Genomic DNA, 24,733 nt, shown 5'->3' on the forward strand with positions numbered 1-24,733 from the left:
AATGTTTTATTTTATTGGATTTTTAGATGTTTGAAAAACAAAGGTTCTTTGTCTTTTTTATATGTTTATTTATATGTAGTTTTTTTTTAAATTCATTATCTGTCAAAACTGTTTATGGAAATTCAAATGTTCAGAATTCGGGTAATGAACAAATTTTAAAGGTTGTTGACGTATCTGAAATAGACAGGGATGGTTGGGACTGTCTTGCGGTTACTTTTTCATCCCCCCTGAATGAAAACCAGAACTTTGAAGAGATATTGCATCTTTTTGATGCAAAAAAAGGAAAGGTGGATGGCGCCTGGATTTTATCTGAAGATCATCAGGAACTTATTTTTAATCATCTTGAGCCTAACCGGAAACTGGTTTTAACTGTTGATGCTGGATTAAAGGGTAAAGACGCAAAAATTCTCAGAAAAGAATATACGGCCAAAATCACAACAAACGATTTAAGTCCAAATATCAGCTTTGCCAGTCAGGGTTCTTTGTTTCCCGTAAGATTGGCCGAGGGTTTGCCTGTTATAACATTGAATGTAAATCAGGCAAATGTTGAATTCTTCAGAATAAAAAATGACCAGCTTGTCAATTTTTTTGAAGATAAGGAATCTTCCTCAATCTTGTCAAATGACATGATCTCGGCTTTGGTTGATAAGGCGGATCTGATATATACGGGTTCTTTTAAGCTAAATGTAGATAAAAATCATCGTCAGAAAATTTTACTGCCGATTTCTTCCATCAAACCTTTACAAAAAAAGGGTGTTTATTTTGCGGTTATGCGTTCCGCGGGAATGTATAATTACAGTTATCCTGTTACAGTGTTTACGATTTCTGATATTGGCATTTCCGTACATCGTTATCAGGATAATGATCAGGTCAGCGTTTTTACACAGTCTCTAGAAACGGGTGATGTCTTACCAAACGTAAATATCAGTGCCTTGGATAAAAAAGGGCATATCATTGCGACAGCTTTTTCAGATAAGGACGGTTATGCAAATTTGACAAATATGTCAAAAGTTAGAATTTTGCTGGCAACACAAAATGGTCAAACATCCTTTATCCAATTAAAGTCTCCAGCTTTGGATTTATCAGATTTTAAAATTGATGGAGATATCCAGCATGATTTACAGTTTTTCGTTTTTGGCCCCCGTGATTTGTATCGTCCGGGAGAAACCGTAATATTGAACGCTTTATTGAGGGATGCGGATGGGCAACCTGTTCAAAATATTCCAGTCAATGCTATTGTTTATAATGCAGAGGGAAAAAAGGCTCAAAATTTTGTTTGGAAAGCCTCAGAGACAGGATTTTATCAATATCAGTTAAAATTACCCGCCAATGCTGTAACAGGCAAATGGTCTGTCGTTGTGAAAGCGGGAAGGAAAGAATTGAATCAGTATCGATTTGCAGTTGAGGATTTTTTGCCTGAACGTATGGGTCTTACTTTACAATCGGAAAATCTGGAAAATTCGAAAAATAATGTGCCTCTGACCTCTCGGCAAGATTTGCATGTCAAGGCGAATGGCTGGTATCTGTATGGGGCGCCGGCCAGTCATAATCTTTTATCAGGTTCAATTACCATGCATTCATTGAGAAAAGCGGTTCCTCAATTGAAGGGATTTGAATTTGGTGATAGTCAAGAAAAAGGTCTTGATAAACGCATGGATTTTGACGAGATTCATCTGGATCAGCTAGGTTATGGCCAAATTAAAATGACCAATCAATGGCAAGGGATCAGATCACCTGTTCAATTGATTACCGAGGCCAGCCTGTTTGAAACCGGAGGACGTCCAGTGGTGAGACATTTGACGCAATTTGTATGGCCAGCCAAACAATTGGTTGGTATACGGCCCCTTTTTGATTCGGTTACCTCGCATGACAAGCCAATTCGATTTGAGGTTGTCATGGCTGATTTCGAAGGGCATAAATTACCGGCAAAAAATTTAAAAGCAAGATTTATTCATGAACGTCATGATTATTATTGGACGTATTCTGATGATACAGGGTGGGACAGCCATTTTAATAAGAAAGATGTTATTGAGGATGAACAGCTTTTAAACATAGGCCAAAACAAAACAGCGATGCTGACATTTCCTTCCAAAGATTGGGGATTCTATCGATTGGAAGTGTTCAATCCAGATACCGGTTTGACATCCAGTTATTCTTTTGAAACGGGGGCAGTTGAAGAAGCGGGTTCAGAAGAGAATTTGCGTCCTGATCAGGTTAAGGTCATGCTGGATAAAACGGCTTACAAAGCTGGCGATATTGCCCGAATCACTTTGACCCCTCCTTCTGATGGCAAGGGTTATTTGGCGGTAGAATCATCAGGTCAGTTATTATGGCGGCAATCTATTCAGGCTTCTGCCAAAGGTTCAAGTTTTACCCTTCCCATTAATTCAAAATGGTTACGTCATGATGTATATATTACAACTTTGATTATCCGACCCGGTGACCGTAAGGTTGGCGCCACTCCAAAACGATCTGTGGGAATATTACACTTACCTCTTGATCGGCAGGATCGTAAGTTAAAACTTCAAATGAAAATGAATTCAAAAATCGAGCCTTTAACGGATCAGAAAGTTAAGGTCAAAGTTACGGATGCATATGGGAAACCTGTAAAGGATGCCGAGGTTTTGTTATCCGCCGTGGATACAGGTGTCTTAAATATTACGGATTACAAAACTCCAGATCCTTTCAGGGCTTTCTTTGATCGCAAAGCTTATAATGTTGATCAGTTAGATGTTTATGGCAAGTTAATCGAGGCAAGTCAAAACCCTTTGGCAAGTTTGGCTTTTGGTGGGGATGCAATGGTGAAGGGGGGGAAACTGCCCGATACCAAGATCAAGATTGTTACGTTACAACCCAAGCCTATTCATGTGAATGATCAGGGTGAAGCCGAGATTTCAATTACTGTTCCAGATTTTAACGGCGAATTAAGAATTATGGGGCAAGTTTGGACAGCTGGTCAATTTGGTATGGCAGAAAATAAAATAACAGTTGCCGCACCTATTGTTGCCGAAATGTCCACACCACGTTTCCTGGCAGGGGGTGATGAAACGGTTCTGGCACTTGATCTTACTAACATGACCAGACAGTCACAGGAATTATCTGTGCGTTTCAAGACAGAAGGATTTATTTTTGCAACGCATTCTGGGGATCAAGCTGTTATATTGGCACCAAATGAACGGAAAACACTAAAAATTCCTGTCCAGGCAAAAACAGGATCAGGAGAAGGAAAAATCAGGGTTGATGTTTCAGGAATTGTCTCCAACGGCAAAAAGCAAGTATTGAGCCGTTCATGGTCAATTGGAACACGCCCGCCTTATGCTGCTCAATTTATAATAGAACAGACTAAACTAAATAAAAAAAGTTGGCAGATACCATCATCGGTCTTGCATAATATCGGGATTTCAGGTCGTGAGGGGAGACTGAACATAAGTCCTTATCCACCCTTGAATTTATCCAGACAGATTGAGGATTTACAAACTTATCCCTATGAATGTGCCGAACAAACAACAAGTGGAATTTATCCTTTCCTCTATGTAAATAAGGATATCTTAAAACAGCTTAATATTAAAAACAAGCTAACTGATCAACAGCGTCATGATGCGATTAATGCAGCGATTTTCCATATACTAACGATGCAGCGTTCAAATGGGGGATTTGGGTTATGGAGCAGTGACAGCCCAGAAGAATATTGGTTAACCGTTTATATCACGGATTTCCTTATTCAGGCACGGGACCGGGGTTATATGATTCCTGAAGATGCCTTGCAAAATGCCTTAAAACGTTTGTTAATATATGTTCAAAACGGCAATGAGATTGACCCTTATTACAGTCGTGACTTTAATGAATCGCGTTTTACGGTTCAAGCCTATGCTGGATATGTATTGGCACGAACAAAACAGGTACCTTTAGCCGCATTAAGAAATCTTTACAATCATCGTAAACAGGCACCATCAGGACTTTCTTTAATTCAGTTGTCAGCAGCATTAAAGCTAATGGGAGATGAGGGACGTTCTGCACAGACCTTAAATGAAGGTTTACATTATGGGCAACGTGTTCATGATTGGTGGATAGGAGATTATGGAAGTGATATTCGTGATAATGCGTTAATTCTTGCACTTTTACAGGATAATCATTTGGTCAGTGATGACGTTGTTATACAAAGGCTGTTTGCTTTAAGTCATCAAATTGAAGATAAAATATATTTGTCTACACAGGAAAAGAATGCAATTTTTCTGGCAGGATATCGCTATGTTTCAAAATCCGCTAAAAACTGGAAGGTTGAGGTCGACGTGGCAGGGAATCATTATAACCTGACAAACCAAAAATCTTTTTTGCAATTCAATGATCAGGAAATGAGACAGATCAATACGCTTCGCCTTGCCAGCAAAACGGGAGATGTTGATCTATATCCAAATCTCGGTTTATCCGGTTATCCGTTACGGGCTCCTGTACAGGTTCAGAAGAAGGAACTGAACATAGAAAGAGAATTTCTTGATATTTACGGTAATCCAGTGGATTTGAAAAATGTCAAAACGGGTGATCTTATATTGGTTAGAATTAAGATATTTTCGTTTTCAAGAATGCACGACGCTTTGGTGGTTGATTTCCTGCCCGCTGGATTTGAGCTGGAAAATCAAGATCTTTCAAATGCTTCTGTCAATTTGGAAAATGCAGGGGAGGTAATTAAAAAATCTCTTGAAAAAATGCAGGAAGCATCCATTCAACATCAAGAATATCGCGATGACCGTTATGTAGCCCAATTGGATCTTACAAATAAAACTGAACTGGTTTATTTGGTCCGTGCGGTGACACCTGGAAGGTATCACATACCATCGGCAACATTACAGTCGATGTATCAGCCAGGCCGGTTTGCAAGGACCAGTGGCAATATGACATTAATAGTTAAAGCACGTTAAAAAATTAATAAAAAGGTCATAATCAGGTGTGCATCAATATATGATGGTGTAAGCCTTATTTTTATTAGAAATAAATGGTGTGTATAGTGCGTGTGATAGGTCAGATTTACCGAAAAGGGGTAATATTCTGTTTATTTATTTGTATTGGGTTATTTATAGCGGATAAAACCAACCCTCTTCCTTTACCAAATATCAGTTCTTCTCGTGTCGTTTTGGCAGAGGATGGAACGCCCTTATGGCGTTTTACCAATCAAAAAGGGGTCTGGCGTTATCCTGTTACCATCCAACAGGTTTCTCCATATTATATTCAGGCTTTGTTAGCCTATGAAGATCGGTGGTTTTATCATCATCCCGGCATTAATCCTGTCGCTTTGGGCAGGGCTTTTGGACAAGATATTTATCATCATCATATCGTATCGGGTGGTAGTACGCTCTCAATGCAGGTTGCTCGTATTATTGATCCCTGTCCCCATACTTATTTGGGAAAAATTGGGCAGATTTTCCGGGCGTTGCAACTTGAATGGCATTTGAATAAAGAACAGATTCTAACCATTTATCTAAATCATGTATCTTATGGGGGAATGGTAGAGGGTATTGCGGCGGCAAGTTGGACATATCTTGGTAAACCACCGGATCAACTTACCAAAGGAGAGGCAGCCTTGCTGGCTGTTCTACCACAAGCGCCCAGCCGTTTACGACCAGATCGTTATCCTGAGCGTGCTAAGAAGGCCCGTGACAAAGTTCTGGAGCGGCTGGCTCAATTCAAGGTATGGTCAAAGAGGGATATTGAGGAAATTAAAGGGGAAAATGTTTTATTAAGTGAACGTCAGATACCACAATTGGCTCCCTTATTGGCGAGACGATTATCACTTCAGAACAAAGATGCAGTCATCCATAGCACTATCAATATAGATATGCAACGTCATTTGGAGGAACTTCTTGAAAATTGGAAAAACCGTTTGCCGCCTCATAATTCCGCTGCCATTTTGGTGGTGGATTCAGCGACAATGCAGGTTAAGGCCTATCTCGGCTCTGTAGATTTGCAGGATAAACAGCGTTTTGGTTATGTGGATATGGTAACCGCTATCCGTTCACCCGGTTCAATATTAAAGCCTTTTCTTTATGGATTGGCCATGGATGAAGGGCTTATCCATTCTGAATCCTTATTGCAGGATGTACCAAGACAATCTGGTCATTATAGGCCAGAGGATTTTTCTTCTTCATTTGTTGGACCCGTTTCAGTAAGCCAGGCATTGCGAAGATCACTTAATTTACCAGCCGTACAAGTGTTGGAAGTTTATGGAGCCAGAAAATTCTACGGCAAATTAACAGGTGCCGGCATTGGATTAAAACTGCCTCAAATGGTTGAACCAAATTTGGCAATTATTCTTGGCGGGATTGGCACGTCTTTGGAAAATGTTGTTACAGCTTATAGCGCGTTCGCAAGAAAGGGGAGGGTTGCAATGTTACGTTTCAAGAATAATGGATCCATGAGTGAACGGCCATTATTGTCTAAAGGTTCAGCCTGGGTTATTCGGAAAATTCTGGAAGGGGAAAGTCCATTGGACAGTAATTTTGATCGGCAGATTTTTCAGCAGGATCATTTGGCATGGAAAACAGGGACAAGTTACGGATATAGGGATGCTTGGGCTGTTGGCGTTGGCAGACATCATATAATGGGGGTCTGGATTGGAAGACCTGATGGCACACCTGTGGCAGGCCAATATGGAATAGCTTCCGCAACCCCCTTATTATTTCAAGTATATGATATGGTCAGAAACCAAGCTTCACAAACGTTTTCATATAGTATTAAAGATCATGAGCCGGCAACAGTAAGCGTGGCACAGATATGTTGGCCATCTGGACAGATATTGCCGGATAGGGATCAAAATTGCCGACAAAAAAGGACCGCATGGATTATAAACCATATAGTTCCACCCACTTTGGAAATGGCCGATCAACCGTTAGGAACGGGTATCAGCCAAACGGTATGGATCAATGAACGAGGATTTCAAGTATCGTCTGATTGTCCAGGAGCCATTGAAAAAAAAATTGATCTGTGGCCAATTGCACTTGAACCTTGGTTGCCCCTTACAGAACAGCGTCACAATCGTCTGCCCACACAGGATTTATCCTGTCCCTCCTTATCTATGATGGAATCTTCTTCCTTATCAATTATAGGTGTAAAAAACGGAGACCATTTACAGTTGCCTCCCAGTAATATGCATCCGTTAACTTTAAAATTATCTGCCCTTGGGGGGACAAAGAAAAAATGGTGGTTCCTAAATGGTTATCTTATTCAGGAAACTGATGGAAATCAAAGTTTTGATCATGTTTTTCATAATCATGGAAAGCAACAATTGACGGTAATGGATGAAATGGGAAAAACGGCTCTTGCTGAATTTACGTTGAATTAAAGGCATGAATTCATAGGATATACTATCAGGTAAAAAATAAATGGATTCATTGACGATTTGAAATCATATTTATGGCCTTGGTATAGATCATCTTCATTCAAGAAAATATCTTGTATCTTTTCATATAATCGTGGAAAACAATTGTTATACACAGGTAATAATTTCAAAGAGAATTATTGGATATGTATCCGAATCATTTTAAAAAAAACAAGGCATCCATTATTTCATTCCTGTTTTTAATTTTGTGTTTTGCATTATTTTTATATGAAAATATAAAAGGTTTAGGTTTTTTAAGATTTACAGACGAATCAGGTCATTTTGTAGGTGCACAAGCCATTCATAAAGGGGACAAACTTTACAGGGACTATATAGATTATCATGGTCCCGTAATTTATATGCTGACATGGATGATGGGATTAATTGTTGGTTTCTCAGAAGTATGGCTGTTGAGACTTATTTCTTCGTTTAGCGCAATGTTAGCTGCCCTGTGTTTATTTTTTTCTCCAATTTTTCATTATTTTTGGCAACGTTATCTCGTAGCCGCTTTGTGGTTTGGTTTCATTTCAAGTATCTGGCTTATACAGGGTTTATATCTTGATAATTATTGGACATTAGGTGGGTGTTTTGCAGCTATTGGTTTGGTCACTCTTGTTATTCCCATGATTTATGACATAAAGCCGTCACGGATACAGGCCTTTACAGGAGGATTTTTTATCACGCTTTTGCCTTTTATTGCCTATCCTTTTGCAATAACCGCCTTTATTTTATTTCTTGTTGTTATCAATGGAATTTGTATAGATCATAGAAAATATGTTTCGATATTCGTGACAAGTTTGTCGGGGTGTTTGACATCTATTATTATGATGCTTATCTGGTTAGGTATATATGGAGATATAGGTGGAATGGTTGCCTTTCATTTCATCACCAACCAAATGAATTATGCACGATACATTCCCTTCAATTTAAGCAATTTTTTTCTAAGTTTGATTCCATCTTTTTCCTCTAATCATATTGTTGAAACATTTGCTTTATTTTCGTTTTGTTTTGGGGGGATTATCCTGGTTGCAAAAGGAAAATATAAAATAAGTGCATGTCTTGTATTGTGCGGGATTCTGGGTTTGCAGGCTCGAGGAAGTATCCTGTTTCAAAATGGTGCTTTCCTTATTGCTTCTGTAACCTTAATAATCGTTGCTTTTGTAAAATCAACGGAAGTCAAGCCGGATATTTCCCTGTTTTTCTCTGTCATTTCAACTTTTTGCATCTTTTTTATCATTGATCAATATGCAGTAACCTCTCCCAATATTTTAGACAAGCGACAACGTAATGTCTATCAATGGCATGCCTTTCGTGAAGGATATAATGAAGACACGAAAGCAATTTGGTTTTACGTTGATAAAAACGAAAGAATATTATCTATACCTTATAATCCAGATATTTATATTTTGGCTAACCGTTTGCCCATAAAAAAATATCACGCTTATTTACCATGGGAGGCAGACTACGCTTCACATCCTTGGCACCATTATGAACGGGACCTTTGTAAAGATTTGCCTAAAAATAAGCCACCACTTATTTATTATGATCCATCAATAATATGGGGCAAATATATGCCAGATCAGTTCTTGAGTTGCGTATTGATAGTTTTGAAAAATGATTATACCCATATTGCAACGGATTCTTACATTTATGTTCGTAATGACCGTTATAGGGAAAAAGGTAAAATAAATTAGTCGTGTATTGTTTAACCATATTAGGGGTATTAACCTAATATGGTTATATTGTTATATAGCGTCCGGGTGATTGCTGATTGTTATTACGTTAATTTTAATTAAAAAGGTTTATCAACACCGGGTTGTTTGAGGCGGATAAAATAGGTCATGATTGCCGCGCAATAATATAAGAAACCAAAAATGATGAAGACGCTAAAATGTCCCAATCCTGTAAAAAGAATGAGAGAAACCAAAGCAGGTCCGCCAAAATTGCTTAGACCACCACCAAGATTTTGAATGGATACGGCTGCCCCTTTATGTTCAGGTGTCAACATTGGAAAAATGGCTCCCATTGGAACAAAGGCTGTAATGGTCAGGGCAAAAAACAGGATTCCGCATATGCTAGCCCATATATTTCCGGGAAACCAGACCGGAATAAAATAAAGCAGGATGGTTGCCGTTCCACATCCTATAAATCCCGCCCATCGCATTTGCTTTAACCAACCGATACGATCGCCGATAATGCCCCATAGAACATTGGTAAAAGGTTGGATAGGATATATACTAAGGCTGATAATTTTCCATTGTTCATCCGTAAAATGTCCACCATGTTCAGACGTGTAGAAAATAGGCATTACGACCGCAAGAATACCAAAAAGGGAAAAGTTACAGATCGCACGGGTTATGAGTGCAATTGCCAGATCACGATTATAAAAAACGAGTGAGAGATCTTGGATAATACCTTTAAATTTGTGTTCGAATGAATGAATCTGATGATTTTTCTTTTCTATAACGGGCGCCTTGAGAAGGAAAAAGGCGATTGCACCACCTGCAGTTGCCCAGCCTATGGATTGCCATAAAGTGTTGATCTCGCCAAAGTAACGGACAGAATAAATCGGTAACAAATTTCCGAGAATGCCAAACCCTATGGTGAACATGGACCAGATCCACCCCACCGCCGAGGCAAGCTGGCTATCAGGGGTTTCTTTTACAACCCAATAGAAAAATGCATAAAAGAATAAGGGATAAGCAAAACCGCGTAGACCATAGAATAGCAACATCATGTAATAGTTATGAGGTATAACTCCGAAAAGCATAAAGGCTGCGTGAAAAACAATCCATGTAATGGCACCAACCATCATGATTTTTTTTGCACCAAATGTTTCAGCTAGAACGCCAGAAAGCCAGCTTGAAATTGCAGCGGTTAACCCATAAGCAGCAAAAATAAGGCTGACTTTTTTTTCTGCGAATCCCAGTGTAACAATGTATTTGGAAAGGAAATTCAGTTCAAGACCGTCGCCAATCATGAAAAGGGCAATGGCAATATACCCCCAAAACAGAGAGACTGGCATTCCCATCATCATACGTGATTTTGTTTGGATATTATTCATAAGTAATCTTTGAGCATGATAAGTTTATAAAAAAAGCCCGAATTGAATTGATTTCGGGCTTTGTATCGGAATAAAATTCAGAAGAATCTTATTCGGGCATTTCAATTTGCAATTTTACATCAGTAGGTTGTGCTGATGCGGCCCGTTCAAAAGCCTCGATACTTTTTGAGAATGGATAAACTCCAGAAATTAATGGCTTGATATCAATCTTTCCAGAAGCAATCAGATTAATGGTCCGGTCATAAACATGTGCATATCGAAAGATTGTTTCCATATGTATTTCCTTTGCTTGTGCAGTAACAAGATCAAAGGGGATTTTGTCAACGGGCATCCCTACAAATACTATGGTTCCACCAGGGCGGACACAGGCCAATACGGTGTCATAAGCGGAGGGATGTCCTGAAGCCTCAAAAACGACATCTGCCCCCCAGTCTTTACCGCATTCCGCCTTGACTCTTTCCTCGACGGATTCATTTTTCAAATTAATTGGGATAATGCCATGATATTGTTTGGCAATATCCAGTTTGGGTTGAGCAAGATCAGAGATGAAAACCTTGCTTGCGCCAGAGGCAAGTGCGGCAAGTGCGGTCAGAATGCCAATTGGACCACATCCTGTCACTAAACAGATATCGCCAGGTTTTAATCGGGCTTTTACGGCAGCCTGAACGCCAATGGCAAGAGGTTCAACAAAGGCACCTTCCTCGAAAGATACGTTGTCGGGCAGTTTAAATGTAAAAGCAGCGGGATGTACCACTGTTTCCGTTAAGCATCCATGAACGGGTGGGGTTGCCCAGAACACGACGTCAGGATCAACATTGTAAATACCGAGTTTTGTTGCGCGTGAGTGTGGATTGGGTATGCCGGGCTCCATACATACACGATCCCCAACCTTTAAATTTTCAACATTTTTGCCTGTCTCAATAACAATACCAGAAGCCTCGTGCCCGAGCACCATTGGTTGATTTACGATAAAAGGGCCAATTTTTCCATGTGTGTAGTAATGTACATCACTTCCACAAATACCAACATTACGTATTTTTATTTTAACGTCATTATCCCCTACTGTAGAGGGTAAATCAATGTTACGGATACTTAATTTGCCTTTTTCTTCAAGTACAAGAGCTTGAGCCATGAAATGTTCCTTACTGGAATAAACATATAAAATACACAATTATGTTACCAATATTCCGTAAGTATGAAAAATAACAAATGTGTTATTTCAAAGTAATTTCATTCTATTTATAAAAGATTGAAATAGCAATTTTTAATAAAAAAATATTTGTTCGTAATTATAAATAGTTTTATTGTTATTACAGTTCAGTAGTTTATATAACTATTACATTTAATTGGATAATGACAGAAATATTTTATTTAATTTTTTGTCATTTTGTTTAAATAAAAAAATCCAAGAAAAGAGTTCGATGATGATTAAACAAATATCAGGTAACAAAACGTTAAAGATTGGAATCATTGGTACTGGAGCTATTGGTCAGGATCATATCAAACGATGTGCGAACTTTTTATCAGGGGTCGAGGTTGTTGCTGTCAGTGACATTGATAAAAAATCTGCACAGAATGCCATTTCCACATATGGATTGGATGCTAAAGCATATGAATCAGGGAACGATTTGATTCAAGCGAAAGAGGTGGATGCAATTATCATTGCCTCTTCAGGTAAAACCCATGCGGAATATATATTGTCTGGCATTGAGGCAAAAAAATTCATTTTTTGTGAAAAGCCGCTGGCAACGACAATCGAGGAATGTCAAGCGATCATTGAGGCTGAGCAAACATATGGAAAACGTTTAGTTCAGGTTGGATTTATGCGCTCTTATGATCGGCGATATCAAGAACTGAAAAAAATCATTCAAGATAAAAAATTAGGCCAGATCCTGATGATACATGCGGCACATAGGAATCAGGAGTCTCCAGAGAATTTTACATCTGAAATGGTTATAACGGATACCTTAATTCATGAGCTGGATATATTTCGTTGGTTGTTGAACGATGAATTTGTTACCGTAAGTATGATTCCAATCCGTAAAACATCAAAAGCGCCAAAAGGCTTGCAGGATCCTCAGTTTGCACTTTTGGAAACCCAATCAGGAATCAGAATTAATGTGGAATTATTTGTAAACTGTCAATATGGTTACGATATCAAATGTGAAATTGTGGGTGAAGAAGGTGTGGCCAGCTTACCCGCTCCTGCTGCTGTTTCAATATGCCAGCATGAAAAACGGTATGATCAAATTTTGGCAAATTGGCAGGATTGGTTTTTGGAAGCCTATAATATTGAAATACAGGAATTCATTAATGAATGTCTGGTTGGAAAATTACAAGGTCCGGACGCATGGCGGGGATATATGGCGACTTATGTGGCCGAATTCTGTATTGAATCTCAAAAAAAAGGTCAGGAAATTGCAATACCCGTCTTGAAATGTCCCGATTTTTATAGGTCTGATAATAAAATTGAGTAAATTTATAAAAAATTGGAATATATTTTAAGTATAGAATCTAAATCATGATTATTTTTAACAGATAATGAGAAAATGATGAATGCTGTAAAACAGAATTATGGGGATGGTAAATTGGTTTGCTATAAAACTTTGCCAATATGGAATGTAAAAACTTTACCAAAATCTTTCAAGGAATGCCATAATACAAAAGAGGGTGTCTGGGCAAAATTAAAGATATTATCAGGATCTTTGGTAATGGAATTTTTGAATGATAAAAAAGAAATTGAGAAAGAAACTGAATATTCAGTTGTGCATCAACCTGAAATGATAAAGCCACGCCAATATCATAAAATCGCTTCCTGCAGTGAGGATATGACCTGTCAGTTATCTTTTTATACAGTTTCGTCAAATGATTGATACGGGTATCTCCTGTTCCATAGACTATTAATCGATACCAATTAATAGTCTATGGAATTATGTAGGATTACTCGGAAATTGCTTTATCTTCGTAATACGCAATTCTTTTTACCTTAGGCTCTGATCTACCTTTTTCATATTCAGAATCAAGCCAGGCCTGAAGAATTGTTTTTGCCAGTTCTTCACCGATAACACGGGCACCTAATGTGATGATTTGTGCATTATTGCTTTTTCTGGCCCGTTCGGCGGAATAGGTATCATGGCATTGAGCCGCACGAATGCCGGGTATCTTATTTGCAACAATTGCCATTCCTATTCCAGTGCCACAAATCAAAATCCCTCTTTCATGTTTGCCGGACTTGATTGCCTGTCCTACAGACCAGGCAATATCCGGATACAGATTTGAATCGCGATTGGAATCGCTACTGTAGTCTGTCACTTCAATATTGTTGGATTGAAGCCAGTCTACGATTTTATTTTTTAAGTCAACAGCAGCATCATCGCAGCCGATAGCAATAGAAGGCATTTTTATATTCCTTAAAATTTCTCAAAATATTTCATTGTATTGGTGTATTAAAAATATTTTTAAAGATTCCCATTTATAGTATGTATTTTATAAAGTTTTTCACCAATAAATATACAAGTAATTTAGATTAAAAGATCACAAGAAGTTTATTTGTTTTTGAATATATTCTGGCTGATCATCATAGTAAACATTACAGATGAGCAGAGAAAAATGATGGAAAAAAACGGTAAACCTTCTATTACAAAAATAGATAATATTCCCAAGACAATGAAAGCAATTGTTGCTTATGCGCCACATGATTACCGTTTGGAAGAGGTTCCTGTACCACAAATTGGGTCTGAAGAAATTCTTGTTAAAGTAGAGGCGTGTGGAATTTGCGCTGGGGATACCAAAGCATTTGATGGGGCACCAAGTTTTTGGGGGGATGAAAAGCAACCTGCCTATATTAAGGCTCCCATGATACCCGGTCATGAATTTATTGGGCATGTTGTTGCCTATGGCGATAAAATCAAAGATTTCAAACTGAATGACCGTATTATTTCCGAACAAATTGTTCCTTGTTGGGAATGCCGTTTCTGTAAACGTGGTGAATACTGGATGTGTGAAAAACACGATCTTTACGGTTTTCAAAACAACGTTAATGGCGGCATGGCAGAATATATAAAATTGCCTAAAGAAGCGATTAACTATCATTTGCCAGATGATCTTCCCATGAAACAGGCTGTTCTGGTTGAACCATATGCCTGTTCATTACATGCCGTGCAACGTGCAAGTGTTAAGTTGGGAGATTTTGTGGTGCTATCTGGTGCTGGCACTCTGGGTTTAGGTATGATTGGCGCATTGAAAAAATCCGGCCCCGACAAACTGGTTGTTCTTGATTTGAATGATGATCGTTTAGCACTGGCTAAGAAATTCGGTGCTGATATCGTGATGAATCCAGCCCGTGAAGATGTCGTCAAGAAAATCAAGGATATGACCGAAGGATATGGTTGCGATATTTATATTGAAGCTACGGGTGCAGGCAAATCAGTAGAGCAGGGTCTGTCAATGATTCGCAAACTTGGTCGTTTTGTTGAATTTTCTGTATTCAAAGATCCGGTATCGGTTGACTGGAGTATCATTAGTGATCGTAAGGAGTTGGATGTCTTGGGATCACATTTGGGTCCTTATTGCTATCCCATGGTGATCAAGGGAATACAAAATGGTGATTTTCCAACGGAAGGCGTTGTAACGCATGTTTTCCCGCTAAAAGATTTTAAAGAAGCTTTTGGCATAATGAAAAAAGGAGTGGGTTCTTTAAAGGTCGTACTCGATCCAAATTTATAATTTATTGAATTTTAGCCATCTAATTATTTGAAAGTAATTTATTTACTAAGAGGGAGACCTGCACGTGAACAAAGTCATAGAGAGACTTTTCATTTCTCCAAAATTGATGTTGGGTTATTTTGGAGTATTAATTTTCATGGCTGGTGAAGGGCTGGAACAGAACTGGTTGTCTCCCTTTTTACAACAGCATGGTCTAACTGCACATCAGGCTTCTACCATTTTCACGGTTTATGGATTGATGGTTGCCATTTCATCATGGCTTTCAGGTGTTTTGGCAGAGATTTTCGGGGTTCGGAAAGTGATGACCATTGGACTTGTCCTTTTTTTTGTAGGGTCATTTCTTTTTTTGGTTTTTGGTATTCCAACTTATAATTTTAGCGTTATATTGCCTACCTATGCAGTGCGGGGACTTGCTTATCCTCTGTTCGCTTATGGTTTTCTAGTTTCAGTTGCATATGAGGCTCCCCGTGAACGGTTGGGAGGTGCTGTCGGTATGTTCTGGCTTGTTTATGCAGGTGGGATTTCCGTTCTGGGAACTGGCTATTCAAATATTATGCTTTATTATTTCCATATGGAAAACCTTCATTTATTGTGGACAGCATTGATTTTTGTTGCTGTAGGTGCTGTTATTGCATTGAGTCTAAGTGGGAAAAAATCTGCCCAAAATAATTATCCAGAAGATGATGAAACTCATTCATTAAAACATTTGTTAAAAGGTTTAACGATTGTTTATGAAAAACCAAAAGTGGGGATTGGTGGTCTTGTCCGAATGATTAATACAAGTGCTGCATACGGTTTTTCAGTTTTTATGCCAACTTTTTTATTCGGTATGGGATATGCTGAAAATGCGTGGCTTGAAGTTGCCGTGTATTTATGGATGGGTAATGTTGTATTCAATCTTATCTTTGGGGCCGCAAGTGACAAATTGGGGTGGCGTAACGTTGTTATGTGGTTTGGCTGTATAGGCTGTGCATTGAGCGTTATGGCATATACCTATTGCATTTCTATTCATGCGGATCTTTTTACCATAAAAATATGCGCCGCTGTATATGGTGCATTACTTGCAGCATTTGTCCCTTTATCAGCCATTATGCCAAATCTTGCCCCTGAAAATAAGGGTGCGGCCATGTCAATTCTTAATTTTGGTGCAGGAATGAGTTACTTTTTTGGTTATGCAATTGTCATGCTTTTTCAAGGGATCATTGGTAATTTCGGGGTGATGTATATTTATATCGGGCTCTATTTTGTTGCTGCAGCATTAATGATTTTTGTCAAGGTTCAACAATATAAAAATGAAACAATTGATCGAGAAGTTGGTGTGGCAATAGAAGAAACATTATAGCCTATTAAGGAGAGATTTATGTCAACAAATCAAATGTTTGATTTATCAGGTAAAACTGCACTTGTTACCGGGGGGGCTGCCGGTATTGGAAACGAGATTGTGCGGACTTTTTTACAAAAAGGTGTAAAGGTAGCGTTGTTGGACCGGCTTGATACCATTGATCAAGTCGCAAAAAATCTAGGTCCAGATAATGCTATTGGTATCCAGGTTGACGTAACGAATAAAAAACAGGTTGATCAGGCAGTAAAAAAAGTTGTTGATCATTTTGGTCGTATAGATATTGCTGTAAATTGTGCGGGTGTTGCTTTGCTTGATGCAGCTGAAACGCTCAGTGAGGAAATGTGGAATGCGACTATTAATATCAATTTAACTGGTACCTATTGGGTTGCCCAGGCAGTGGGAAACGTGATGTTAAAACAAAAGAGTGGATCCATTATTAATATGGCTTCACAGGCGGGGGTTATTGCCTTGCAAAAACATGCTGCTTATTGTGCCAGCAAGGCAGGTGTTATTGGATTGACACATGTACTGGCATTGGAATGGGGACCTCATGGGGTCAATGTTAATGCGATTTCTCCAACCGTTGTTTTGACGGAACTTGGGAAAAAAGCATGGGCAGGTAAAGTTGGTGAGGATATGAAGGCGCAAATTCCCATGCGCCGTTTTGCTGAACCCGAACAGATTGCCGCTGCAGCTGTTTATCTTGCCAGCTCTGAAGCATCTATTGTGAATGGTGCTAATTTAGTCATTGATGGTGGATTTACCATTCAATAAAAAGAAATAAAAAATAATGAGAATAAATAATGACAATGAACAGAATTATTAATGATCCAGATTTAGTCGTTGAAGATGCAATCGAGGGATATGTCGTCGCCCATCCAGAATTTTTTGAAAAAACGGATAATTCTAGAGTTCTAAAATATTCAGGTTCAGAAAAAAAAGGTAAAGTTGGCATTATTACAGGTGGCGGTTCCGGTCATGAACCAGCCTTTCTGGGATATGTGGGTAAAAATATGGTTGATGCGGTTGCAATTGGGGAAATTTTTTCTTCTCCCACTGCTGGTGCATTTTTGGATGCAATGAAAGCCGCAGATTCAGGTGCTGGTGTTGCTTGTTTATACGGCAATTATGCTGGCGATAATATGAATGTCAAGATGGCAATAAAGAAGGCCACAGCCGCTGGTATTACAGTCAAAACAGTTGTTGCCAATGATGATGTCGCTTCCGCACCGGCCAGTGAAAAAGAGAAACGCCGCGGTGTTGCGGGTGAAATCCTTATGTGGAAAATTGGTGGGGCTGCCGCTGCCGAAGGATATGATCTTGATGGTGTTATTGCCGCTGCCCAAAAAGCAATAAATAACTGTCGTTCAATTGGGGTTGGCTTGAGTTCTTGTACTATTCCTGCAGTTGGAAAACCAAATTTCCATATTGAAAAAGGAACAATGGAATTGGGTATTGGCCATCATGGTGAACCTGGAATCAAGGTTGTTCCTATAGAAACGGCAAAAGAGATGGCGGAAACCATGCTTCATCCAATCATGGAGGAAGGTCTTTTTGAACCCGGATCTGAAGTGGTCGTGCTGGTTTCCGGCCTTGGAGCAACACCTGTTATGGAGCTTTATATCTATTATGCAGAGGTTGAACGTCTTTTGAAGGCTAAAAATGTCAAGATCCATCGCTGTTATGTAGGAAATTATTTTACTTCTCTTGAAATGATGGGTGTGACGCTTTCCGTTATGAAATTAGATGCGGAATTAAAAAAACTGATTGATATTCCTGCACGTTCTTTGGGTTTGGTACAGGAGTAAATGGCATGACAGAAGTGGCTAAAATTGAAAATGGCACCGAGATTGTTGATGATCTAATCAGCTGTATCGTGAATAACCGTGATTATTTAAGTGAGATTGACGGTGCGATCGGTGATGGTGATCATGGGATCAACATGGCAAAGGGATTTAACATTTGCAAACATCGTATTGATGGGAAAAATCTTTCATTGTCAGAAGCCTTTGAAATATTAAGTGATTCCCTGATGGAGGGGATTGGTGGTTCAATGGGGCCTTTATATGGCAGTATTTTTGCTGGATGGGCTGAGGCAATTCAAGGTAAAAGTACCTTGAATTCAAATGAATTCAAGGAAATGCTTTCAAAAGGGTTGCATGAATTACAGGAAATTAGTTCTGCCAAACAGGGTGATAAATGTTTGGTTGATACTTTGATGCCTGCAATTGAAGGATTCAAAAAAGCGAATGAATCCGGAAAAACATTTCATGAAGCTTTGATTATTATGAAACAGGCAGCACATGATGGTAAGGAATCCACCCGCAATCTTGTTGCCAAAATAGGTCGTGCCAGTCGTTTGGGTGAACGTTCAAAAGGCATTTTAGATGCTGGTGCAACTTCTTGCTGTTTGCTGTTAACGCAACTTGCGGACAGTATTTCGAAAAGAATTCCCTAAATTTTTAAAAAATAAAATACAAATTATATACATTATCGATTTATCGATAATGTATATAACCTTTTATTAAAAGTTGACCGTAGATCTCAATCCAAAAATGGCGGCATTTGGAATTTTCTTTTTACTATTTTCCTCAAGATTTAATCCTCCACCGGAACGGAAGACATATTGAAAATCAGGTTTTAACTCTAGCCATGATGTGGCCTGTATTTGCCAGGCGAGCTCGATATGATGTTCTGTTTTTCGAATACACCAGTATGGATCCGCAAAATTGCGGTAATCACGGTCATAATGTCTGGCACGATTGCCAGTATGGGCAAATCCCCAGCCAAAACCCAGGGAATCATGTTCCCGATTGAGAAGTCCCTTATAGACAATCCCTGCATCTCCTGCATAATTGATGGGGCTACGGTCAGTTGGGCTGACTTGCATTCTTCCAAATATGCCAAGAGATTCTTTTTTGTTTCCCGGATTTCTCCATATCATTTGATCCATAATTCCATAAACTGACCAGGTATGGCGATGGTTGAGCATTGTTTGGGGGTTGTCCGGATTTCCTAATGGATTCCCATCCCTGTTATAACGTTGATCCGGGAATTTTGAACTATCAAAATAGGCTCCCAACCGATAAGTTCCAGGATAAGCGGTATATTTTTCATCATCTTCATTGCCAGGATTCAGATGATATTGAATTTCATTGGTTATGAATACCCCGGTGGTAAAATTGAAATGTGTTCCTGATTGATGCTTGGAATATGGATCACAGGTAAATGGTCCGGATGGATTGCAAAAAGAAACATTGTTGGGATTACTGTCCGCAACTGCAAAAAGGTCCGTCCAGTGATCATTGGGTTGGAAACTGAAACGGATTGCAGGAGAGGCAACGGGATAATCAATTCCTCCACTATAGGTATTGACTGATGGAATCATGGGCCATCCAAAAGAGGAGTTAATAAATAGCGTTGCATAATCGCTGATGTTAAACTCCTGGTCCAAACTTAATTTCCCGATGCGAACGGTCATTTTATTATCAAAAAATCCCTGTTGGTACCATAGCTCCCATAAACGAGTCGAACGATCGCCTTCCCAACCACTGGTAGAGTTATAGGCTCCTATATTTTCTGCCGTAAAAGCCCGTCCTCGAAGTTGCAGGGCGCTAATGTTAAAAAGACCATTCTTAATTCCTGTCACTTTCTCGGGATCCCAGTTCAAGGTAACTGTGGTCAAACCTGTATAGGCAGCACCCTGCTTGATGCCCCCATAAGGATTTCCCCATACCTCATTGACATCTACCAGGGTGAGGGTCAGACCATATTGTGCCATAAGGGAACGTAATCCCAAAATATTTCCCAATAACATATCGTTGTTTTCGGGTGCCTGACCTGTATCCTTATCAAGGATTGTGGCTGGTGGAGGGGATTTTTTTACCGGGGTGGCACCGCTAATATTTGTCGATGGAGATGCACCCTGATTAACAATAGGGGAATTTCCAACCGCATGTGCTGAATGTTGATTAATCAGAGCTTGATATACAACAAAATTAATTAAAACAATTTTGGGTAAATTATTTTTTTTTGATAAAAATAGCTGGGAATAGCGATGAGACATTATAATACACTTCATTGCAAATGATTATTATTAACGCGAAATTAAAGTTAATCTTATTTATTTTGTATTGTCAATTAGTTGATATTATTGTGCTTATGACCTGTATCAGGATTTGACATTCTTTTTCTGTGCCAATTGTTATCCTAAGCCAGTTTTGAATGCGTGGAAGATTAAAATGTCTAACTAAAATTTTATTTTTTCTTAACTGTATTGCAAGCTCTTCACCAGATATCTTGGGATGAGATGTAAAAACAAAGTTTGATTTTGAATCGAGAGTTGTGAATCCTAATTCAGAAAGGGCATTGATCAGGTAATCTCTGTTTTTGATAATCTGTCGGGCATTATTAACAGACCATTGAATGTCTTTTACTGATGCAATCGCACCAATTTGTGCCAATCGATCTAAGGGATATGAATTAAAGCTGTCCTTTACACGTCTAATACCCTCAATTAATTGTGTGTTTCCAATTGCATAACCAACGCGTAACCCGGCAAAGGCGTGAAATTTCGAGAAAGTTCGAACAACTAGAAGATTTTGAAATTGATTGATAAGGGGAATGATCGATTTTCCACCAAAATCTATATAGGCTTCATCGATAATAACAATTTGTTCAGGGTGTGTTTCAAGGTAATGCCGGATTGTCTCCTGGTCAATCAGCAAGCCAGTTGGAGCGTTGGGGTTGGCAATGACGATCCCGCAAGCGTCCTCTGCATCATATTGTTCAAGGTCAATCTTGAAATTTCCGGTTAGGGGAATGGTTTTATAGTCAATATTGAAAAGATTGCAGTAAACAGGGTAAAAACTATAGGTTATATCTGGAAAGAGAACAGGTTTTTCATGTTTTAATAAGGCATGAAAGGCAAATCCAAGTACCTCATCAGAGCCATTGCCGACGAAAACCTGGTCTGGTTGGACATGGTGTAAATCAGCCAAGGATTGACAAAGGGCCTGGGATGTAGGATCGGGATACAATTTTAATAAATTGTTGGTATTTGTCTGTATGGCTTTTAATACGCTGGGGGATATATCATACGCATTTTCATTTGTATTAAGTTTGATAAGATTATTTACCTTGGGTTGTTCCCCAGGTGTGTAAGGAACTAAATTTTTGACAAAAGAACTCCAATAACGATTTTGCATAAGGATATACCTATTTAAAAAATTATGAAATTTAAATGTTTTGATAGTTTTCAAGTAAGTATATTAGATGTTTATTCCCCTGTTGTTCTGCAAGTTTTAAGGGTGTAATGCCTTCCCCATCGGCGTGCAGAGGGTTCGCCCCGGCTTTTAATAAAATTTCAGTCATGTCGTTTCGGTTAAAAAGGATTGCAAACATCAAAGGTGTGCGTCCTAGATTATTGGGAATATCAACCGAGGCACCAGCCTTAATTAAAAGATTGGCCATTTCAACATGATCTTTGAAAGCTACGCCCATTAAAGCCGTTGCACCTGTTTTATCCTGCAGATCAGTATTTGCCCCGCTTTTTAATAGGAAAGCCGTTGCATCATGATGATTATTGTAAGTGGTTAAGATGAGAGGAGTATATCCTTTTTCATTCTGATGATTGATATTCATACCCGCGACGATGAATTCTTCAAGCAAAGGAAGTGAACCTTCTCTAGCAGAATTGAAATAAAGCGTTTCTATTTCCTGTGAAGTGAATTCGGGGGAAGAACTAGAATCAAGAGAAGATGAAACCGTCATGGTATTGCCATATTATTGAGAGTTAATAAACAAAAATCTGGTTTTTATTTTATAGTGCCGCGTATAAAAAAGAAAGATCAAGAAAAATAAGATTTCTTTTATAGGAGAAAGTTTTATAAAAGTGTATGATTTTAATATAATTTAATATAATCGATAAAATTGATTACAGATAAAATGTTTTATTAATTGAACATTTGGCAGGGGTCAGAATTTATCGGAATATTAACAATTCAATCTTAAGTTAATTGATAGCTTTGTAGGATAAAATTTTTGTAATTTGAACAATCGATTTTTTTTCCTTTTTTATTGGGTGATATAAATTGATTTAAAAAAACGATTAAATTTATGATTAACGAAGTTATTTTAAAAGTTGTTTGATGGAGAGACTTGAATGAATATGGATAAGGTATGTATTAATACCATTCGTGGACTTGCAATTGATCAAGTGCAGAAAGCTAACTCTGGTCATCCAGGTACGCCGCTTGACTTGGCACCCGCGACATATGCCTTATGGAATAATATTTTAAATTATGATCCTGCGAATCCATTGTGGCCGGCCCGAGATCGTTTTGTTTTGTCAGGTGGTCATGCCTGTTCCCTTTTATATGCCATGATTCATTTAAGCGGTATTAAGGAAGTGACACGTCAAGGTAAAGTGGAAAACAAACCAGCCTTAACCCTTGAAGATTTAAGTCAATTCAGACAGCTCAATTCAAAAACGCCCGGTCATCCAGAGTATTTGCATACCACCGGAATTGAAACCACAACAGGACCTTTAGCTCAAGGGATTGCAACGTCTGTGGGGATGGCGATTGCCCAGGAATGGTTTGCTGCACGTTATAATCGACCAGAATTTCCATTGTTCGATTATCACGTCTATGCCTTTTGCGGTGATGGTGATCTTATGGAGGGGATTTCCTATGAGGCGGCTTCTCTTGCAGGACATTTGAAGTTAGGTAACCTTATCTGGGTATATGATCGGAACCGTATTACGATCGAGGGCAATATCAATATTGCCTTTACAGAAAATGTTGAAAAACGTTTTGAAGCTGCAGGATGGAAAATCTATCATGTAAAAGATGGTAACGATATCGATGATTTCCAAAATAAGATTAATCAAGCGCGTCAAAATAAAGCCGTGCCAAGTTTTATCGTCATTGATAGTGTTATCGGGTATGGGTCTCCTAATAAAGCGGGAAAATCAGTAGCGCATGGTGAACCGCTCGGGGTGGAAGAAGTTAAAGCGACCAAAAAGAATCTTGGTTTGCCTGAAGACAAAGATTTCTTTGTCCCTGATGGTGTAATGGATCATTTTAAAGCCAATATTGGTAAAAGAGGAGCTGCAGCCTATCAAAAATGGCATACGCTGTTTGCGGATTATAAGGTAAAATATCCCGAGTTGGGTCAAGAGATCGAGGATATTTTAAATCATCGCCTACCAAAGGGATGGGACAAGGATATTCCAATTTTTGCGCCTGATGCCAAAGGGGTTGCATCGCGGTCCAGCTCAGGAAAGGTATTGAATGCCATTGCGAAGAATGTTCCCTGGTTAATCGGTGGGTCTGCTGATCTTGCCCCCTCTAATAAAAGCAATCTGGATTTTGAAGGGGCTGGAGTTTTTCAGAATCCTGCTTATGGCGGCACATATGATGGACGGAATTTTCATTTTGGTGTTCGTGAACATGCTATGGGGGCAATTGTCAACGGAATGGCCTTAAGCGGTTTGCGTTCGTATGCCGCAGGATTTTTCATTTTTTCTGACTATATGAAAAATCCCATCCGTTTGTCTGCATTGATGCATTTGCCAGTCATATATATTTTTACGCATGATAGTATCGGGGTTGGTGAGGACGGTCCGACACATCAGCCAGTTGAGCAGTTGGTTCACTTCAGGGCAACGCCTAATCTTGTTGTCTTTCGGCCCGCCGATGCAAACGAGGTTGTCGAGGCATGGAAATATGCGATGCAGGAAAATTCTAAACCAGTCATTCTTGCATTAAGTCGTCAGAATTTGCCAACAATTGACCGCCATCAATATGCTTCGGCAGAAGGGCTTAAAAAGGGTGCTTATGTTGTTGCGGATTGTGAAGGTAAGCCAGACTTGATTCTCATGGCGACAGGAAGCGAGGTTGGTTTGATTATGGAAGCTTATCAGGTTTTAACAAAATCCGGAAAAAAGGTTCGGGTTGTTTCAATGCCCTCATGGGAACTTTTTGAAGAACAGTCCAAGTCTTATCGTGATCAGGTTTTGCCTCCTAGTATAACAGCACGTGTCGCGGTTGAACAGGGATCTCCCATTGGATGGGATCGTTATGCTGGAACAACCGGTGCAATCATCGCTATGCGTGGTTTTGGTGCCTCTGCTCCCTATAGTGATTTACAGAAAAAATTCGGGTTTACTCTTGAAGCTGTTTTACAAGCGGCACAGGAACAATTGACAAGGTAAATGTAGTGAATCCTT

The 24,733-nt window shown here is 39.0% G+C and carries 17 protein-coding genes; 11 read left to right on the forward strand and 6 right to left on the reverse strand.

The window, feature by feature from the left end:
• Nucleotides 1-26: 26 nt before the first annotated feature.
• From GN303_RS00410 to GN303_RS08840, 3 genes are all read left to right on the forward strand, one after another.
• Nucleotides 27-4,916: an alpha-2-macroglobulin family protein gene (locus tag GN303_RS00410; RefSeq protein WP_110439270.1), complete on the forward strand. Its 4,890-nt coding sequence runs from the start codon at nt 27-29 to the stop codon at nt 4,914-4,916.
• An 86-nt stretch (nt 4,917-5,002) separates the two neighbouring features.
• Nucleotides 5,003-7,333, forward strand: coding sequence for a peptidoglycan glycosyltransferase PbpC (pbpC, locus tag GN303_RS00415; protein WP_197037457.1), 2,331 nt, complete (start codon nt 5,003-5,005; stop codon nt 7,331-7,333).
• Nucleotides 7,334-7,515: 182 nt separating this feature from the next.
• Nucleotides 7,516-9,063 (forward strand): hypothetical protein, encoded by a 1,548-nt coding sequence (locus GN303_RS08840; RefSeq protein WP_231504035.1) that lies wholly within the window; start codon nt 7,516-7,518, stop codon nt 9,061-9,063.
• Nucleotides 9,064-9,161: 98 nt separating this feature from the next.
• Here the strand turns inward: GN303_RS08840 and GN303_RS00430 are convergent, their stop codons facing one another.
• On the reverse strand, nt 9,162-10,433 hold the full coding sequence (locus GN303_RS00430; protein WP_231504036.1) for an MFS transporter: 1,272 nt from the start codon (nt 10,431-10,433) through the stop codon (nt 9,162-9,164).
• Nucleotides 10,434-10,521: 88 nt separating this feature from the next.
• The gene (locus GN303_RS00435; RefSeq protein ID WP_110439272.1) at nt 10,522-11,565 is read right to left on the reverse strand and encodes an NAD(P)-dependent alcohol dehydrogenase; all 1,044 of its coding nucleotides are present in this window, start codon (nt 11,563-11,565) and stop codon (nt 10,522-10,524) included.
• Between the two features lie 289 nt (nt 11,566-11,854).
• Between GN303_RS00435 and GN303_RS00440 the strand changes: the two genes are divergently transcribed.
• Together GN303_RS00440 and GN303_RS00445 are read left to right on the forward strand one after the other, a co-directional pair.
• Nucleotides 11,855-12,910: a Gfo/Idh/MocA family protein gene (locus GN303_RS00440; RefSeq protein ID WP_231504037.1), complete on the forward strand. Its 1,056-nt coding sequence runs from the start codon at nt 11,855-11,857 to the stop codon at nt 12,908-12,910.
• Between the two features lie 72 nt (nt 12,911-12,982).
• A complete protein-coding gene (locus GN303_RS00445; protein ID WP_110439274.1) occupies nt 12,983-13,306 on the forward strand; it encodes a DUF1971 domain-containing protein in 324 nt (107 codons plus the stop codon).
• A gap of 67 nt (nt 13,307-13,373) precedes the next feature.
• Here GN303_RS00445 and rpiB read toward each other — a convergent pair whose 3' ends face one another.
• On the reverse strand, nt 13,374-13,832 hold the full coding sequence (rpiB, locus tag GN303_RS00450) for a ribose 5-phosphate isomerase B (RefSeq protein ID WP_110439275.1): 459 nt from the start codon (nt 13,830-13,832) through the stop codon (nt 13,374-13,376).
• A gap of 210 nt (nt 13,833-14,042) precedes the next feature.
• On the opposite strand from rpiB, the gene GN303_RS00455 reads away from it, so the two are divergent.
• The 5 genes from GN303_RS00455 to dhaL all read left to right on the forward strand — a co-directional run bounded on the left by GN303_RS00455 (nt 14,043) and on the right by dhaL (nt 18,958).
• A complete protein-coding gene (locus GN303_RS00455; protein WP_231504038.1) occupies nt 14,043-15,158 on the forward strand; it encodes an MDR/zinc-dependent alcohol dehydrogenase-like family protein in 1,116 nt (371 codons plus the stop codon).
• Between the two features lie 64 nt (nt 15,159-15,222).
• Nucleotides 15,223-16,500 (forward strand): MFS transporter, encoded by a 1,278-nt coding sequence (locus tag GN303_RS00460; protein ID WP_231504039.1) that lies wholly within the window; start codon nt 15,223-15,225, stop codon nt 16,498-16,500.
• Between the two features lie 18 nt (nt 16,501-16,518).
• Nucleotides 16,519-17,274 carry an SDR family oxidoreductase gene (locus tag GN303_RS00465; RefSeq protein ID WP_110439277.1) on the forward strand — a complete coding sequence of 252 codons (756 nt, stop codon included), beginning with the start codon at nt 16,519-16,521 and terminating at the stop codon, nt 17,272-17,274.
• Between the two features lie 35 nt (nt 17,275-17,309).
• Nucleotides 17,310-18,308, forward strand: coding sequence for a dihydroxyacetone kinase subunit DhaK (locus GN303_RS00470; RefSeq protein WP_110439334.1), 999 nt, complete (start codon nt 17,310-17,312; stop codon nt 18,306-18,308).
• Between the two features lie 5 nt (nt 18,309-18,313).
• On the forward strand, nt 18,314-18,958 hold the full coding sequence (gene dhaL, locus GN303_RS00475; RefSeq protein ID WP_110439278.1) for a dihydroxyacetone kinase subunit DhaL: 645 nt from the start codon (nt 18,314-18,316) through the stop codon (nt 18,956-18,958).
• Nucleotides 18,959-19,024: 66 nt separating this feature from the next.
• Here the strand turns inward: dhaL and GN303_RS00480 are convergent, their stop codons facing one another.
• The 3 genes from GN303_RS00480 to GN303_RS00490 form a co-directional block, all read right to left on the reverse strand.
• Complete coding sequence (locus GN303_RS00480) at nt 19,025-20,566, reverse strand: carbohydrate porin (protein WP_110439279.1); 1,542 nt, start codon at nt 20,564-20,566, stop codon at nt 19,025-19,027.
• Between the two features lie 70 nt (nt 20,567-20,636).
• On the reverse strand, nt 20,637-21,707 hold the full coding sequence (hisC, locus tag GN303_RS00485; protein ID WP_110439335.1) for a histidinol-phosphate transaminase: 1,071 nt from the start codon (nt 21,705-21,707) through the stop codon (nt 20,637-20,639).
• A gap of 31 nt (nt 21,708-21,738) precedes the next feature.
• Entirely contained in the window at nt 21,739-22,272 is a 534-nt protein-coding gene (locus tag GN303_RS00490; protein ID WP_110439280.1) for an ankyrin repeat domain-containing protein, read from the reverse strand.
• Between the two features lie 391 nt (nt 22,273-22,663).
• Here GN303_RS00490 and tkt point away from each other — a divergent pair, with 391 nt between their 5' ends.
• A complete protein-coding gene (gene tkt / locus GN303_RS00495) occupies nt 22,664-24,718 on the forward strand; it encodes a transketolase (RefSeq protein WP_110439281.1) in 2,055 nt (684 codons plus the stop codon).
• Nucleotides 24,719-24,733: the final 15 nt, after the last annotated feature.

Origin of the sequence: Commensalibacter melissae (genome assembly GCF_009734185.1) — a bacterium.
GTDB lineage: Bacteria > Pseudomonadota > Alphaproteobacteria > Acetobacterales > Acetobacteraceae > Commensalibacter > Commensalibacter melissae.